14 protein-coding genes are annotated in these 15,529 nt (G+C 64.4%); 8 read left to right on the forward strand and 6 right to left on the reverse strand.

Annotation, left to right across the window (positions count from 1 at the left end; translation table 11 throughout):
* A partial coding sequence (locus tag AC07Z7_RS22850; RefSeq protein ID WP_494767762.1) for a PepSY-associated TM helix domain-containing protein occupies positions 1 to 673 on the reverse strand: 673 nt, incomplete at its 3' end.
* A gap of 530 nt (positions 674 to 1,203) precedes the next feature.
* Here AC07Z7_RS22850 and AC07Z7_RS22855 point away from each other — a divergent pair.
* The 3 genes from AC07Z7_RS22855 to AC07Z7_RS22865 all read left to right on the forward strand — a co-directional run bounded on the left by AC07Z7_RS22855 (position 1,204) and on the right by AC07Z7_RS22865 (position 2,686).
* A complete protein-coding gene (locus tag AC07Z7_RS22855) occupies positions 1,204 to 1,470 on the forward strand; it encodes a hypothetical protein (RefSeq protein ID WP_252661959.1) in 267 nt (88 codons plus the stop codon).
* A gap of 81 nt (positions 1,471 to 1,551) precedes the next feature.
* Positions 1,552 to 1,806, forward strand: a complete 255-nt coding sequence (locus AC07Z7_RS22860; protein WP_494767763.1) for a type IV pilus assembly protein FimV — start codon at positions 1,552 to 1,554, stop codon at positions 1,804 to 1,806.
* A 346-nt stretch (positions 1,807 to 2,152) separates the two neighbouring features.
* On the forward strand, positions 2,153 to 2,686 hold the full coding sequence (locus tag AC07Z7_RS22865; protein ID WP_494767764.1) for a hypothetical protein: 534 nt from the start codon (positions 2,153 to 2,155) through the stop codon (positions 2,684 to 2,686).
* 255 nt (positions 2,687 to 2,941) lie between these two features.
* Here AC07Z7_RS22865 and AC07Z7_RS22870 read toward each other — a convergent pair whose 3' ends face one another.
* The 5 genes from AC07Z7_RS22870 to bfr all read right to left on the reverse strand — a co-directional run bounded on the left by AC07Z7_RS22870 (position 2,942) and on the right by bfr (position 8,698).
* Complete coding sequence (locus AC07Z7_RS22870; RefSeq protein ID WP_494767765.1) at positions 2,942 to 5,113, reverse strand: TonB-dependent receptor; 2,172 nt, start codon at positions 5,111 to 5,113, stop codon at positions 2,942 to 2,944.
* Positions 5,114 to 5,288: 175 nt separating this feature from the next.
* Positions 5,289 to 5,621, reverse strand: a complete 333-nt coding sequence (locus AC07Z7_RS22875; protein WP_494767766.1) for a DUF3325 domain-containing protein — start codon at positions 5,619 to 5,621, stop codon at positions 5,289 to 5,291.
* Between the two features lie 5 nt (positions 5,622 to 5,626).
* Positions 5,627 to 7,324, reverse strand: coding sequence for a PepSY-associated TM helix domain-containing protein (locus AC07Z7_RS22880; RefSeq protein WP_494767772.1), 1,698 nt, complete (start codon positions 7,322 to 7,324; stop codon positions 5,627 to 5,629).
* Between the two features lie 137 nt (positions 7,325 to 7,461).
* Positions 7,462 to 7,770 (reverse strand): DUF3649 domain-containing protein, encoded by a 309-nt coding sequence (locus tag AC07Z7_RS22885; RefSeq protein WP_494767767.1) that lies wholly within the window; start codon positions 7,768 to 7,770, stop codon positions 7,462 to 7,464.
* Positions 7,771 to 8,221: 451 nt separating this feature from the next.
* On the reverse strand, positions 8,222 to 8,698 hold the full coding sequence (bfr, locus tag AC07Z7_RS22890) for a bacterioferritin (protein ID WP_494767768.1): 477 nt from the start codon (positions 8,696 to 8,698) through the stop codon (positions 8,222 to 8,224).
* 289 nt (positions 8,699 to 8,987) lie between these two features.
* On the opposite strand from bfr, the gene ahpC reads away from it, so the two are divergent.
* From ahpC to AC07Z7_RS22915, 5 genes are all read left to right on the forward strand, one after another.
* Complete coding sequence (ahpC, locus tag AC07Z7_RS22895) at positions 8,988 to 9,563, forward strand: alkyl hydroperoxide reductase subunit C (RefSeq protein ID WP_094285839.1); 576 nt, start codon at positions 8,988 to 8,990, stop codon at positions 9,561 to 9,563.
* Positions 9,564 to 9,746: 183 nt separating this feature from the next.
* Positions 9,747 to 11,324 carry an alkyl hydroperoxide reductase subunit F gene (ahpF, locus tag AC07Z7_RS22900; protein ID WP_494767769.1) on the forward strand — a complete coding sequence of 526 codons (1,578 nt, stop codon included), beginning with the start codon at positions 9,747 to 9,749 and terminating at the stop codon, positions 11,322 to 11,324.
* Positions 11,325 to 11,651: 327 nt separating this feature from the next.
* Entirely contained in the window at positions 11,652 to 13,871 is a 2,220-nt protein-coding gene (locus tag AC07Z7_RS22905) for a TonB-dependent hemoglobin/transferrin/lactoferrin family receptor (RefSeq protein WP_494767773.1), read from the forward strand.
* Between the two features lie 48 nt (positions 13,872 to 13,919).
* On the forward strand, positions 13,920 to 14,276 hold the full coding sequence (locus AC07Z7_RS22910) for a hypothetical protein (protein WP_494767770.1): 357 nt from the start codon (positions 13,920 to 13,922) through the stop codon (positions 14,274 to 14,276).
* The gene (locus tag AC07Z7_RS22915) at positions 14,273 to 15,412 is read left to right on the forward strand and encodes a hemin-degrading factor (RefSeq protein WP_494767771.1); all 1,140 of its coding nucleotides are present in this window, start codon (positions 14,273 to 14,275) and stop codon (positions 15,410 to 15,412) included. The genes AC07Z7_RS22910 and AC07Z7_RS22915 overlap by 4 nt, the downstream gene beginning before the upstream one ends.
* The last annotated feature ends 117 nt before the right edge of the window (positions 15,413 to 15,529 follow it).

A 15,529-nucleotide genomic window follows, 5' to 3' on the forward strand; every position in this document is an offset into this window, starting at 1 on the left:
GCCAGTACTTGATGAGCAGGTCGGCCCACGTGTTGATCATGCCCGTGCCGCCCACCACAACGGCCCACACCAGCGTGACGATGCCCAGCAGGTTGTGCAGGTCGAGCCACTTCACGCGCGTGGAGCGATCCCGCCGCACCTCGCCAAACGCCAGCTTGCGCATGAAGGGGGCATACAGCACCACGCCGGTGACGATAGCCACCAGCAGCAACAAGCCCATGAAGCCCAGAAACAGCTTGCCCGGCAGCCCCGCAAACAGGTCCACATGCAGGCGGAACATCACATGCATGAAGCCCTCGTCAAACCGTGGCTGCGCCAGCACCTGGGCCGTGCGCGCATCCACCGCCACCGACTTGAAATCGTCCGTGGGCGCCGGGGTGGGCGTGAGCGTGACGAACCAGACGTTGTCATCGTCCTCCGCGTGCGACGCGAACTGCACCACACGATCCGGGTGCAGCGCGTGTGCGGTGGCCAGCACCTTGTCGAGGCTGGCGCGCGGCGTGTTGGCGGGCATGGCGGGCGCCTCGACCTCGGTACCCAGCAGGTGGCCAATTTCGTGGTGAAAGATCAGCGGCAGGCCGGTGATGCACAGCAGCAGCATGAAGACGGTGCACACCAGGCTGGACCACTTGTGGGTCCAGCTCCAGCGGCGCAGGGCGGTGGGGCTCAGCATGGCATGGGGGCGGGTTGGCAAGGGCCGTCGGGCAGTCGCACCACCACCAGCGCCGCCCACGGCACGGGGCGCGCTGTCGCAACAGAGAAAGCGAAAAAGTGGTTCATCAAGCCAGACAACCCGGAAACATCGAAAGACGGTGGGTGCTGGCTGCAGCCGGGAGGCCTGTTCAAAAAGAGGCTCCGGGGGAGGGCTGTGGCTTGCGGAAACCTAATTTTACATTGCAAATGGGAATTGTTTTTATTCGTGACTGTGTGCGGGGTAGGGATGTTGGGAAAACGGCGCGGACTGCTGTTCGTCAGGCGTTTGGTCCAAGGGCTGACTTTGCGCGCCGGGGCTGTGGGTGCTGGGCGGGGGTTGAGCCTGCAGGCTATAGTGCTTTCGCCTCAACGCGCGGGTTTTTTGCAGGTATTCGCGCTTGCATATGAAATCAGTGCCTCGGCGTCAAACCCAAGCTGCGAACCACATTCAGGCGAGTTCCGTATCCAGCTTTTCGCGTGCGTCCCGAGGACAACATTGAGTACGGTTGCATGTTTCTAGTTACTGTGATCTGTATTGGGCTGAAAGACAGCGAGACAGCAGAGGCTGTTGCAGACATGCTGTCAGAGTTTGCGCACCGGCCTTGGCATCAATCCGTAAGCTGTGAGTGGCGCGCCGGTGTTTTACGGCTGAGCACGCAAAGTGAAGGTGATCCGACGGGGATGGTGCTTCTCGATGAGTTCCAAGATGCGGTTGTGGCGTACGTCAACTTTTCAGAGAAGATTCACTTTGAAGTCGAATCTTGCGTAGTGCTATGAAAAGGGACATGTGCGCTGACTACCTTTACAGTCGATCCTGGCCGATCAGACCTGAACGCTAATTTCTGACTGCGGAGCACCATGGTTTCATTCTTGAATTGGTTGTTGCCGACGCTTGTCGCTGTGACTGTCTTGCTCGTCCTTCTTTGGGGACCGCATGCGAAGCGCTGGTGGGCTAAGCACCGTAGTGAACCGGATCCCATGAAAGAAGCCGAGGTTTATCTTGCCTACGGTAGAACGCAGCAGGCGGTGCATGTTCTCGAAGTTGGCCTGCAACGCTGGCCTGAGCGCCAAGATATTGCAGAAAAATTGGGGCAGCTCAAGGCAAGTCGGTGAGTAGTCCATTCGCTCCGAAACGCAGTTGCTCGCGAGACATTCGTACTCGCATACGAAATCAGTGAATTGGCATCAAACCCAGGCTGCAAGCCGCTCTCGGGAGAATCCCTTGTTCAGATTTTTTCGCACCGCTCAGCCTGTCGCGCACATTTCCTCGGTATGCATGCGTGCCTTTGGCCGGGTTTCGTGAGTGATGAAATTCCGACGCCTTGCCGTTCTGGCAGTTCTGTGTGGGGGCACTGCATACGCTGCGGGAGAAAACGCTTCGGCGGATCAAAGGGCCCGGCTCGCAATAGCCCCCGAGTTTCGGCATTCCGACTTTGTCTGGACCACTGCAGAAGGCGACTTGAACGGCGACGGCGTTCCTGACCTGGCCCTGTTGCTGACAAGGCACAAAGGCGAAGGCCAGCGAGAGGAGCGGTTGCTTGTCCTGACCGGTCGGGCTGATGGCAGCTATCAGGTGCTCTCAACGTCCGGCGAGTTCTGCCACCCCAGCAAGTTCTACAACCTGGACATCAAGAACAATTCGTTGTTCGTTCAGGCGGTCTTCTACGCCGACGCCGCCCGGTTCTCGGGCTTCACGCTGCAGTTCCGCTACAACGCCAAGACCAAAGACCTGGAGCACATCGGCGAGCAGCAGGACGACGAAGACTACTCCAGCAATTCCTCCTACCGAGTGAGCCTCAACTACCTGACCAATGCCGCCATCCATTCGCGGCGTGTGGGAAAGAAGTACAAGGAAGTGAGAGGCCGGATCACCGATGCGCCGGGCGTGCTGCCTCTGAACGGGTTTGTCTGCGAAGGCTATGGCATGACGAGTTCATCGGTCTACCTGGATGAAAGTTTCAAGGTGCACAAGAAGGGCGGGACGCCGCCATGAGGCGGAGCGGGTTCGTCGAAGGGGCTCGTAGCGCGGTCAACATGACCGCCATATCCTTTTCAAAGAGCGCTGCTGCGGTCCGTTCACTGCCCATGTGAGGCATCAGGCGTTTGACGCTCTGGCAAAAAGAGGCACTTCGATGGGGAGGTCTTTATGCTATTGAATTTATAGCTATAAATCCATGGCCATCAGGCGGAAGAGGCCAAATTTTCTTAAATTTTTTGGCCCTTTGACCCCTTCCGCCATTCCCCCTCCTCAGAACCGCGTCCGCAACGTCACCTGCACCGCACGCGGCGAGCCGGGCAGGATCAGGTTGTCGTTGCTGCCGTGGCTGGACACGTAGTACTTGCGGTTGGCCAAGTTCTTGATGTTCACGTCCACATCCCACTGGCCCAACGTGTACTGCAGGGCGGCGTCCACCGTGGTGTAGGCGGGCAGGGTGACCAGGTTGGTGAGCGAGGTGAAGCGGGCGCCCACATGGTTCACGCCGCCACCCACGCGCAGGCCGTGGCCCAGGTCCTTCATGGCCCAGAGGAAGGCGGAGTTGCGAGGTGTGAGTGCGGGCACCTTGCCCTGGGCCGCGATGGCGGCCGTGGGCAGCTGGGTGGACGTGGTGGTGGCCAGCGACTTGGTCATGCGGCCGTCCAGCCATGCGTAGCCCGCGCTCACATCCCAGCGGCCGGGCAGGCGGCCGTTGGCTGTCAGCTCCAGGCCGTTGGTGCGCTGGGTGCCCACGTTGATCTGGCGACTGGGGTTGGCGGGGTCGGTGTTCTTGATGTTGGTGCGCTCCAGGTTGAAGAGCGCGCCGGTCACGTTCATGCGGCCGTCGAGTAGGTCGAGCTTCACGCCGATCTCCTTGTTCTCGGTGATCTCTGGTTCGGCGCCGGTGTTGTTGGCTGCCAGCGCAAACGCTTCGGCCGAGGGCTGGAAGGACTTGCTGTACGACACGTAGTACGACACCGTATCGCTGGGCTGCCACACCAGGCCGGCGCGGGGGCTGAATTTCTTGTCGGTGCGCGAGAGGGTGCTCAGCTTGCGGTCAAACGTGGTCTCTTGCCCGAACACGTCGTAGCGCGCGCCCACCAGTGCCTTCCATTGCGGGGCCAGCGTGATCTGGTTTTGCCAGTACAGCGCGGCCGTGTCTTGTGTGGTGTGGCTGGGGATGGCGTTGTCGGCGTTGTAGTTGGCCGCTGGGATGACGGGTGCTGCACCGATGGGGTTGAAGATGGACACGCGGTCGGCACCGCCAGAGACGGATTCAGAGCGTTTTTTCTGCTGGCCCAGCTCCACGCCCATCAGCCACTCTTGCTTGAAGCCGCCGAGTTGGTTGCGCCAGGTCACATCGGTCTGGTTGAAGACGCCTTTTTCGTCGCGCAGGATGAAGGCCCGGGTGCGGCCCACGGTCAGATTCACCGGGTCGGTGGTGCCGCCGGGCAGGGTGTTGTAGCGGTCCAGCGTGTAGTCGTACACGCGCGTGACGTTGCGCACCGACCAGTTGTCGTTGAAGCGGTGGTTGAGCGTGGCCGCCAGCGACTGCATGGTGCTGGTGGTGGTGTCGTCCTGCGCGGCGTTGCGGGAGCCGTAGTAGGTGCTGGCAGGCACGTTGACGGGGCGGCCGTTGAGGGCCGGGATGCCGAAGTCGGTCAGGCGCTTGTCGCGTGCGTTGGTGTACTGCAGCAGCAGGTCGGTTTGTGCGGCGAGCTTGAGCGCGAGCGACGGCGCGAAGTTGTGGCGCTTGACGAACTGCTGGTCGCGGTAGCTGCCGGAGTCTTCCACAGCGGCGTTGATGCGGAAGGCGGCGGTGTCGCTGATGCCCACATTCACATCGGCCGTGGCGCGGCGGTAGTCGAAATTGCCCAGGCCCAAGCTGGCCTCGCCCGAGGTCTCGCCAAACTTGGGCTTCTTGGTCACGCGGTTGATCAGGCCGCCCGACGATCCGCGCCCGTACAGCACGGCCGCAGGGCCCTTGAGCACTTCCACGCGCTCGATGTCGGCCAGGTCGCGGAAGTACAGCGCGTCGTCGCGCACGCCGTCCACAAACTGGTCGGCAATGGCGGTGAAGCCGCGTATCACCACCTGGTCGCGCTGGCCGTCGCCGTGGCTCATGGCCACGCCGGGCACGTTGCGCAGCGCGTCTTCCATCGAGCGGGCCCCTTGGTCGCGCAGGAGCTGCTCAGGCACCACGTTCACGGCCTGGGGTACGTCGCGCAGCGGCGCGCTGCCTTTGGTGGCCGATGTGCTGGCAGCGGGGGCGTAGCCGTCGTCACCGCTGGTGGATTGCACGGTGACTTCACCCAGTGTCTGGGTGGGCGCAGCGGGTGGTGTGGCCTGCGCCAATGCGGTGCCGCAGAAGGCGGCCAGGACGGCGGCGGCCAGCGGATGCAGGACGTGCGGGTGACAGAAAGAGCGATGGAAAGGTGCGTGCATGGTTTGTCCTTGGTGTGTGCGCAACGCGTTGGAGAACGGCTCTGCAGGCACCGGGCCTGGCGCGGGCCCGTGGGGCCGGTGGCTGGGAGGGCGCAGAGAGCGGGAAAAAGAAAGCAGGGCAGAGCGGCGGATCAGCAGGAGGGGCGGGCCCGCAGGGCTGCCGCACCCTTTGTGCTCACCACCCCCAGGCCCAGGCAGCAATGCCGGCCACCAGGGCAACCCCTGCCAGCGGCGGCGTGCTCCGGGGCTGCCAGGTCACAGTGGCCGTCACGGCCACGGCGGCCACCGACAGGGCCACGGCCCATGCGGTCACACCCAGCGAGGCAGGCACGCCATCGGCCGGGTGTGCGGCCAGCCACAGCGACAGCAGCAGCAACAGCCACCCGGCACGGCGCAGCTGTTGCAGGTGGCGGGCCGCACCTTCGCGGCCTGTGGCGTCTTCGTGGTGGCGGTCCATGCCCAGCGCCATGGCCGACCAGGCCGCAAAACACAGCAGAAAAGCGGACATGGTGCTCAGGCCCCTGAGGTGGAAACGGACACATCGCTTGCTGCAGGCAATGCGGCTGCGGGGGCTGTGCGCGGCGCCTTGGCCGCAACGGCTTTGCCCTTGGGAGCTCGGCCCGGGCGCAGCCGCCACGACAGCCAGCCCAGCAGCAGCCCGGTGGCCAGGAAGGCCAGGTCCATGCTGGCCCACACCCATTCACCCGCAGGCAGCGTGATGCCCAAATGGGTGTGCGTGGTCAACGCATTGATGACCGGCAGCAGCGCCCACACCAGCCCTGCCGCGCCCAGCGGCACCGACCAGCCCATGCGGCTCCCACGCACCACGGCGCAAGCCAGTGCCCAGAGCAGGGCCAGGCCCCAGGCGCTGAAGAACCAGGCCAGTTCCATATCGGCCCGGCCCGCCGTGTTCAGCGGGACCAGGCGGTTGGACGCGAGGTACACACCGCAGGCCAGCGGCAGGCCCGCCAGCGTGGCAATGTTGATGGCCGCCACCAGGCGCTCGCCAAACGGCGCCCTGGGCGCAGCGGCATCCGCCGCGTGGGCAGCGCCTTTGCGGCTGGCCTGCGTGTGCGACTTGGTGCTGCGTTTGACCGACCACAGCACCATGCCGGTGGCAATCATCAGGCTGCCCAGCAGGCCAAAGCCAAACAGCGCCCAGCGCAGGCCCACATCGGCAAACCGTGCCATGTGCAGGCCATACAGCACGCCGTAGGTCTTGACAGCGGGGCCGGTGGCGTCGGCCTGGTCCAGCCACTGGCCGGTGGTGGCGTCAAACAGCAGGCGCGGCGGGCGGTATTGCAGACGGTCGCCTTCGTGGCGGGTGACCTCGACCACGGCGCGGCCCTTGGCGTCGCGGCGTGCCTGCACGCTGCCGATACGCCCGGCGTCCCAGCGGGTGCGGGCCTCGGTCAGGATGGGGGGCAGGGCGATGGCAGGCAAGGGCTCCACCTCGTCGGCGGCGCCACGGCGGGGGCGGCTTTCGGCCTTCTCGCCCTGCAGGTCGGCAAAGTACGCGTTGGAGTCCACGCCTTTCTCGCCCTTGTAAGCCGTGGCAATGCCCGCTGGCATGTACAGCGTGTGGAAGATCATCAGCCCGCTGAAGGTGATCATCAAATAGAAAGGCAGCACCAGCACACCGGTAACGTTGTGTGCGTCCAGCCAGGCGCGCTGCCCGCCCTTGGTGGGGCGGAAGGTGAAGAAGTCCTTGAAGATGCGGCGGTGCGTGATCACGCCCGAGATCAGCGCCACAAACATCAGCATCGTGGCCACGCCCACGACCCAGCGGCCTTCGATGGTCCAGCGGCCCTTTTGTGCGGTGCGCAGCTCGAAGTGGAAGCGGTAGAAGAAGTCGCCGCCCATGGTCTGGCGGGTGTCGATGGCCTCGCCAGTCTGCGGGTGCATGCGCAGCGTCTCGAAACGGCCATTGCCTGTGTCGCGCCACAGGATGTTGACGGCCGGGTCGCGGTCGTCGGGCAGGTGCATGATCCACTGCGTGACGTTGGGCACCTTGCGCACCAGCGCGTCCAGGGCCTTCTGCGCCGTCTGTGCCATCTGCGGGTCGGCAGCGTCCACCGGCTGCAGGCCGTGCATCTCGGGCCGCATCCACAGGTTGAACTCGTTCTTGAAGAACGACAGCGTGCCCGTGAGGAAGATCGCAAACAGCAGCCAGCCCAGGATCAACCCCGCCCAGGTGTGCAGCCACGACATGGCCTGGCGGAAGCCTTCGCGGTCATTGGGGGCCTTTGGGGCTTTGGCCTTGCGCGGGGCTTCGGCCGCCACGCCGCCGAGGGCGGCTGCGGCATCGCGTTCTACTGCTGCAGCGTCGGGTTTCAGTGTGGTGGCGTTCATGCTGCGGCTTTCATCCATTGCGGCGCCCAGGCGCAGGCACCCAGCACCAGTGCAGGCAGCAGCGTGCCGCCCCAGGCGCCCCAGGCAGTGCGCGCATAAAAGGCCCAGCCTGCAGCGATGGCATACACCACCCAGGCGAGCATGGTGGCGGTGATCACGGCCTCCACACGCGGCATGCACTGCGCAAGCAGCAGCGACAGCGCCGCGGTGAAACCCGCCGCCAACGCATAGCCGCCCCCCACTGCCGCCACGGCGCGGGAGGTGATGGCCAGCCGGTAGCGCCAATCGGCGCGGGCGGTTTTCATGGCCGGGCCCGGGTGGCGCCGGGCGTGGCAGGGTGGGAGGAAGATGGCAGCGCCCTTGCAAGGCAGGGGCGGGCGGTGCGGCGCAGCATCAGCAAAGAGGCTCCAGGCAGGTGTGTGTGGGTGCAAAACGCACAAACGCTGGCTGCAGCTGGCGGCGGGGCCGGGCTGACTGGCTTGCTGGCGGGCTCGGGAATCAGGGGTTCACAGAACCCGGCCGCTGGTCGTAGGCGTGCATTCTACTTTTGTTGAGAAGCATTCGCATTTATGGCAGGCGAAATTTTCTGCCTTTGATGTGCACTTGCAACAACCCGTGACAACGAGGGGCATGGTGGCCCTTGGGTGCGGGTGGGCTGGGGCCGCGCGCAGGCACAAAAAAACGGGCCGAAGCCCGTTTTCTTGATTTCTTCTCTTCTTTGCTTTTTTCGTGGAGCGCTCTGGAGAATTCTGTGCGTCAGTCCGCGTCACCCATCTGCGACTGCAGGTAGTTCTGGATGCCGACCTTGTCGATCAGGTCGATCTGGGTTTCGATGAAGTCGATGTGCTCTTCGGTGTCGTCCAGGATCTTTTGCAGCAGATCGCGCGAGACATAGTCGCGCACCGTTTCGCAGTAGGCAATGCCTTCCTTGATGGTGGCCTGGGCGCCTTGCTCGGAGCGCAGGTCGCAGGCCAGGATCTCGGGCACGTCCTCGCCCACCTGCAGCTTGGCCAGGTCCTGCAGATTGGGCAGGCCATCCAGCATGAAGATGCGGTCCATGAGCCAGTCGGCATGCTTCATCTCGCCGATGGATTCGGAGTATTCCTTCTTGGCCAGTTTGTCGAAGCCCCAGTGCTTGAGCATGCGGTAGTGCAAAAAGTACTGGTTGATGGCCGTGAGCTCGTTCTTGAGCTGGGCCTGCAGATGGCCGATGACCTGTGCGTCGCCTTTCATGGGGACTCCTTCCTTGTTTGTTGTGTCTGTGAATGCGGCCCCGATTGTCGTGACCCCCATCAACCCGTGCAAGGCAATCCCATTTTTTTGCGCAATGGCTGCGTTTGATGTTGAGTTGTGTTTGCGTTCGCAGCGCTGAGTGATGGTGGAGCGGGCTTCGGGGCTGCGGCTGTGTCGTTATATAGTCATAAACAATTGATTGAATTAAATCAATTGATTGGATTCATGGCTTTAAAGGGCCTAGACTTCAGTCCTGTTCAGTTAACCAACCAACCCAAAGGAAACAGCAATGTCCCTGATCAACACGCAAGTTCAGCCGTTCAAGACCACCGCTTTCGTCAACCGCAATGGCAAGGGCGAGTTCATCGACCTGACCGAAGCCGACCTGAAGGGCAAGTGGTCCGTGCTGATCTTCATGCCTGCGGCCTTCACCTTCAACTGCCCCACAGAAATCGAAGACGCCGCCGAGCACTACGCAGAATTCCAGAAGGCTGGTACCGAGGTCTACATCGTCACGACCGACACACACTTCTCGCACAAGGTCTGGCACGAAACCAGCCCCGCCGTGGGCAAGGCCAAGTTCCCCCTGGTTGGCGACCCAACGCACCAGCTGACCAACGCTTTCGGCGTGCATATCCCTGAAGAAGGCCTGGCACTGCGCGGCACGTTCGTGATCAACCCCGACGGCATCATCAAGACGGCCGAAATCCACTCCAACGAAATCGCCCGCGACGTGAAGGAAACCGTGCGCAAGCTCAAGGCTGCCCAGTACACCGCCGCCAACCCCGGCCAAGTGTGCCCCGCCAAGTGGAACGAAGGCGCCAAGACCCTGGCCCCCTCGCTGGACCTGGTCGGCAAGATCTAAGCCCCGGCTCATTCGGCGCAGCGCCCCGGAAACGGGGTGCATCCAGCCGGACAGCGTCATGGCGCGCACGTGCCATGCCGTCCGGCTTTTTTACGCCCGTTTTCTGGGCCATGTTGCGGCTTCAGGGTTGCCAAAAGTAACCCCAGCCCCCAACCTATAAATCGAAATTCAAAGGACACCACCATGCTCGACGAACAACTCAAGACCCAGCTTTCCGCCTACCTGGAGCGCGTGCAGCAGCCGTTTGAGCTGGTGGCATCCCTGGACGACAGCGACACCGCCCGCGAGATGCGCGAGCTGCTGACGACCATCCAGTCCCTGCGCAGCGACAAGATCACCCTGCGCACCGATGGCAACGATGCGCGCAAGCCCTCGTTCAGCCTGCAGCGCGTGGGCGCCACCAACAGCCTGCGCTTTGCGGGCCTGCCTCTGGGGCATGAGTTCACCTCGCTGGTGCTGGCCCTGCTGTGGACCGGCGGCCACCCGCCCAAGGTCGAGCCCGAGGTGATCGAGCAGATCGCTGCGCTCGAAGGGGACTTCAACTTCGAGGTCTACATGAGCCTGACCTGCCACAACTGCCCGGACGTGGTGCAGGCGCTGTCGCTCATGGCCATCGTCAACCCCCAGGTCAAGACCACCGTGATCGAAGGCGGCGCCTTCCAGCAGGAAGTGACCGAGCGCGAAATCATGGCCGTGCCCATGGTGTTCCTCAACGGCAAGGTCTTCGGCTCCGGCCGCATGTCCGTCGAAGAAATCGTGGCCAAGCTCGACACCGGCGCTGCCGCCCGTGACGCTGCCAAGCTCAGCGCCAAGGCGCCGTACGACGTGCTCATCGTCGGCGGCGGCCCCGCTGGCGCCGCAGCCGCCGTGTACGCCGCCCGCAAGGGCATCCGCACCGGCGTGGCGGCCGAGCGCTTCGGTGGCCAGGTCAACGACACGCTGGCGATTGAGAACTACATCTCGGTGCTCGAAACCGACGGCCCCAAGTTCGCCGCCGCGCTCGAAGCCCACACCCGCGCCTACGACGTGGACATCATGAACCTGCAGCGTGCCGACAAGCTGGTCCCTGCGGCGGAGCCCGGTGGCCTGATCGAGGTGCAGCTCGCCAACGGCGGCACGCTCAAGTCCAAGACGGTGATCCTGTCCACCGGCGCCCGCTGGCGCAACGTGAACGTGCCCGGCGAAGCCGAGTACAAGAACAAGGGCGTGGCCTACTGCCCGCACTGCGATGGCCCGCTGTTCAAGGGCAAGCGCGTGTCGGTCATTGGCGGCGGCAACTCGGGCGTCGAGGCCGCCATCGACCTGGCTGGCATCGTGCAGCACGTCACGCTCATCGAGTTTGCCGACCAGCTCAAGGCCGACGCCGTGCTGGTCAACAAGCTCAAGAGCCTGCCCAACGTGACCATCCACACCAATGCGCAGACGACAGAGATCACCGGCGCCGACGGCAAGGTGAACGGCCTGAAGTACAAGGACCGCGCCACCAACGTGGAGCACACCGTGGCGCTGGAGGGTGTGTTCGTGCAGATCGGCCTGGTGCCCAACACCGAATGGCTCAAGGGCACGGTGGAGCTGTCGCGCTTCGGCGAAATCATTGTCGATGCACACGGCCGCACCAACCTGCCCGGCGTGTTTGCAGCGGGCGACTGCACCACGGTGCCGTTCAAGCAGATCGTGATCGCGGCGGGCGAAGGCTCGAAGGCGGCACTGAGCGCGTTCGATCACCTGATCCGCATGCCCGTGGTGGCTGGGGCGGCGTGATTTCGCAATAAAAATGGCTGCTTGCGCGCAATGGTATTGCGCTGATAGCTACTAAAAAATGAGCGGCTGACTGCGTGGAGTGGTCAGCCGCTTTGTTTTGGAGGTCGTCCTGTTTATTTGTTGTTATTGAGAATTATTCTCATATAATCCACCCTATCAGCCAGCCACAACGGCCCCTCCTGCTGCCCGCAGAAGTCCGGTCCGTCTGCATGGAGCCAGCTCTGTATTCGTTGTCGTTTCAGAGAAGGATTCCCCTCCGTGGCGCAGGCATTCCGTTCCCCTCCGTTTTCTTCCCGGCGCGCACAGGCGCAGCCCTCCGATCAATGGCTGCAAGGCCGTCTGCGGCCGCTTGCATGGCTGGTGGCCTGTGCATGTGCGGCCATTGGCAGCGCGCATGCGCAGGGGCACGCGCAGGATGTGGTCCAGTTGGTAGCTGCAGCGCCGCAGCTCAAAGAAGTGGTCATCAGTGGCTCGCGCAGCGAGCAGGACCGCGACGAGTTGCCCATGAACATCGATGTGATCAATGCGCAGGCCATCGAGGAGGGCCAGGTGCGCGACATCCGCGACGTGGCGCGCGAGTTGCCCAACGTGTCAGTCACACGGTCGCCCGCACGCTTCTCGCTGGCCAGTGGCTCCACCGGGCGCGAGCAGAATGCGGGCTTCAACATCCGGGGGCTGGACGGCAACCGCGTGTTGATGATGGTGGATGGCATCCGCCTGCCGCGCAGCTATGTCTTCAGCGCCAACGCCTTCGGGCGCGACTACCTGGACATCGGCCTGTTGCAGCGCATTGAGGTGGTGCGCGGTGCCACCTCGGCGCTGTATGGCTCCGACGGCATGGCAGGCCTGGTCAACTTCATCACGGCAGACCCTGCGGCATTCCTCGACGGCGACAAGCGCATCGGCGGCCGGGTGAGCCTGGGATATGACGGCGACGAGCACGGCAAGCGCGTGGGCGCCACGGTAGCGGGCAAGGCGGGCGACACGGTGCAGTGGCTGCTGGGCGGCAACGTCACCCGCGCCAGCGAGCTGGACAACATGGGCACCAACGATGCGGCCAATGCCGACCGCACCCAGCCCAATCCGCAAAAGGACAGAAGCGGTGCTTTGCTGGGCAAGGTGGTGGTGGCGCCCGGTGGCGGCCAGCGCCATGTGTTCACGCTGGAGCATGTGGACAAAACGTCCGACTACGAACTGCTCACCGCACGCTCCAAGCCGCCGCTGGCCGCCACCTCGGTGCTAGGCTCCACCTCGTTCACCGACATGCAGCGCAGCCGCGCAACGTGGGAAGGCAACTGGCGCGTGAACACCGCGTTTGCCGATGATGTGAAGGCCACGCTGAGCTGGCAGGACGCGCATTCGCGCGAGTACATCACCGAAGACCGCAACACCGCCGCCGACCGCGTGCGCGACGTGACCTACGACGAGCGCACCTGGCAGGCCAACCTGCAGGGCAGCAAGGTGCTGCGCAATGGCGGGCCATGGGTGCAGAAGATCACCTACGGCCTGGACTACACGGCGGCCAAGGTCGAGAACCTGCAGACCGGCGTGACGCCACCCACGGGCGAGACCTTCCCGCTCAAGCGCTTCCCCGACACCACCGAGACCAGCACGGCCCTGTATGTGCAGGACGAGTTCGTGAGTGGGCCCTGGAGCATCACCCCGGGTGTGCGCTTTGACACCTTCCGCATCAAGGCCGACCAGGCGGGCTTTGGCGCGCAGGCGGTGTCGCTGTCGGGCAATGCGACCTCGCCCAAGTTCGGCGTGCTGTACCGCGCCAGCGAGCAGTGGAGCGTGTTTGGCAACTATGCAGCGGGCTTCCGTGCGCCCAATGCGGGGCAGGTCAACGCCTTCTTTGAGAACCCGGTGGGCAATTACCGCACGGTGCCCAACGCCAACCTGAAGCCCGAGAAGAGCCAGAACTTTGAGCTGGGCGTGCGCGGGCGCCTGGAGCGTTTGTCCATCGAAGCCGCAGCATTCACTGGCCGCTACAAGGACTTCATCGAAGACCTGCGCCAGGTTAGCGGCACGGGCGCACCGGGCAACCCGCTGGTGTTCCAGTCGGTCAACATCGGCCGCGTCAAGCTCAATGGCTTTGAGGTGAAGGGGGACATGCGCTGGGGCCAGTGGGCGGGCGGGCAGTGGAGTTCTCCGTTTTCTTACGGCCAGACACGCGGCCGCGACACCACCACGGGCAAACCCGTCAACACGGTGGACCCCTCGCGCCTGACGGCAGGCCTGCGCTACGACAGCGGCGGTTGGATGGCGCGTCTGGACTTGACCCACGCCGCTGCCAAGAAGGCCAGCGATGTGACGGTGGCCACGGGCAGCACGCAGTTCCTCACGCCGTCGTACACGGTGCTGGACCTGGCCGCCCAGTGGCGCATCCGCAAGGACCTACGACTGAACGCGGGCATCTACAACCTCACCGACAAGAAGCACTGGCGCTGGGCCGACGTGCGCGGCCTGGCCGCGAACGCCAGCTTCATCGACGCCTACAGCCAGCCGGGCCGCGCAGTGCGCGTGTCGCTGGTGGCGGATTTCTAAGTTACCTCCATAGGCACCTTTTCAGGCACTTCATCAAGGAGACAGTTCATGAGCCATGCACCTGACACGCCCGATACGCCTACGTCCGGCACCCACTGCGACGAGGAATACAGCCTGCCCTGCGCCGAGGCACTGCTGGCGGGCACCCTGGCCCTGATGACGGGCTATGTGCAAGCCTGCTGCGACAGCCACCGCGACGCCATGGGCCGCAAGATCGCGGCCAACCTGCAGATGCTGGCCGACGCCCAGGGCTTCACGCCGCACTTTCGCACCGTGGTCTGGAGCCTGCAAGGCCGCTGGGACCAGCAAAACAAGGCACGCCAGGACGTGGCCGCCAGCGCCGCGATGGTGGCTGCCGAACAACGCCGCGTGCTGTGGCACACCGCGCCGGAGGCCGTGCAATGAATGCCGCTGTGACGAACCGCCCAAGCGCTCCGGCCCATCCGCCGCAGGCCGCCCCCGACATCCGTGAGCGGTTCGCCGCAGCCCGCGCAGCGGGCAAGCGTGCCAAGGACGCCGCCGAGAGCCTGGGGCTGTCGGAAGGTGCCGCCCTGGCCGCCCATGCGGGCGAGCATGACCAGCCGCTCAAGGCCCAGCCGCTGCAGGGCTCGTGGCTGGAACTGCTGCAGGCGCTCGAAGCCTGCGGCCCGCTGATGGCGCTCACGCGCAACGAAGGCACGGTGCACGAGAAGACCGGTGTGTACCGGCACGTGTCGGCCACCGGGCCGGTGGGGATCGCACTGGGCGAAGACATCGACCTGCGCCTGTTCTTTGCGCAGTGGCATGCGGGTTTTGCGGTGACCGAGCTGGCGCATGACGCCGCCCAGGACCCCACCAAGCCGCCATCGCGCAGCCTGCAGTTCTACAACGCGCAGGGCCGTGCTGTGCACAAGATTTTCACGCGCGATGCCACCGACCTGGCTGCGTTCGATGCAGTGGTGAGCCGCTTCGTGCAACCCAGCGCGGGTTACGTGTTTGGTCCGGAGCCCGCGCCAGCGGCCGTGCTGCCTGACGCCGACATCGACGCCGAAGGCCTGCGCGAGGCCTGGGCCGCCATGCAGGACACGCACGAATTCTTCGGCCTGACCAAGAAATTCGGCGTGGAGCGACAGCAGAGCTTTCGCCTGGTCGAAGGCCAGTTTGCCTGGCGCGCTGCACCGCAGGCAGTGGCGCGCCTGCTGGACGAGGCGGCGGTGGACGGCCTGCCCATCATGGTGTTTGTGGGCAGCGGCGGCTGCATCCAGATCCACACTGGGCCGGTGCGCAATATCCAGCCGCTCGATACGCCGCGTGCGCAGTGGATCAACGTGCTGGACGCAGGCTTCAACCTGCACCTGCGCACCGACATGATTGCCAGCGTGTGGGTGGTGGAGAAGCCCACGGCCGATGGTGTTGTCACCTCGGTCGAGGCTTTTGACCACGCAGGCGAGCTGATGGTCATGTTCTTCGGAGCACGCAAGCCCGGCAAGCCCGAACTGCAGGGCTGGCGCGACCTGGTGGCACGCCTGCCCGGCGTGCAGGAGCTGGCCCATGCTGCTTGATCCGATGGCCGTGCAAAGCCGGGGGCAAGGTGGCACGCGTCGGCGGCTGCTGCGCAGTGTGGTGGCTTTGCCTTGGTTGTCTGCGTTGGGGCCAGGGGCCGCCTGGGCCGCCCGCCC

The sequence above is a fragment of the Acidovorax sp. GW101-11A03 genome (assembly GCF_059424825.1).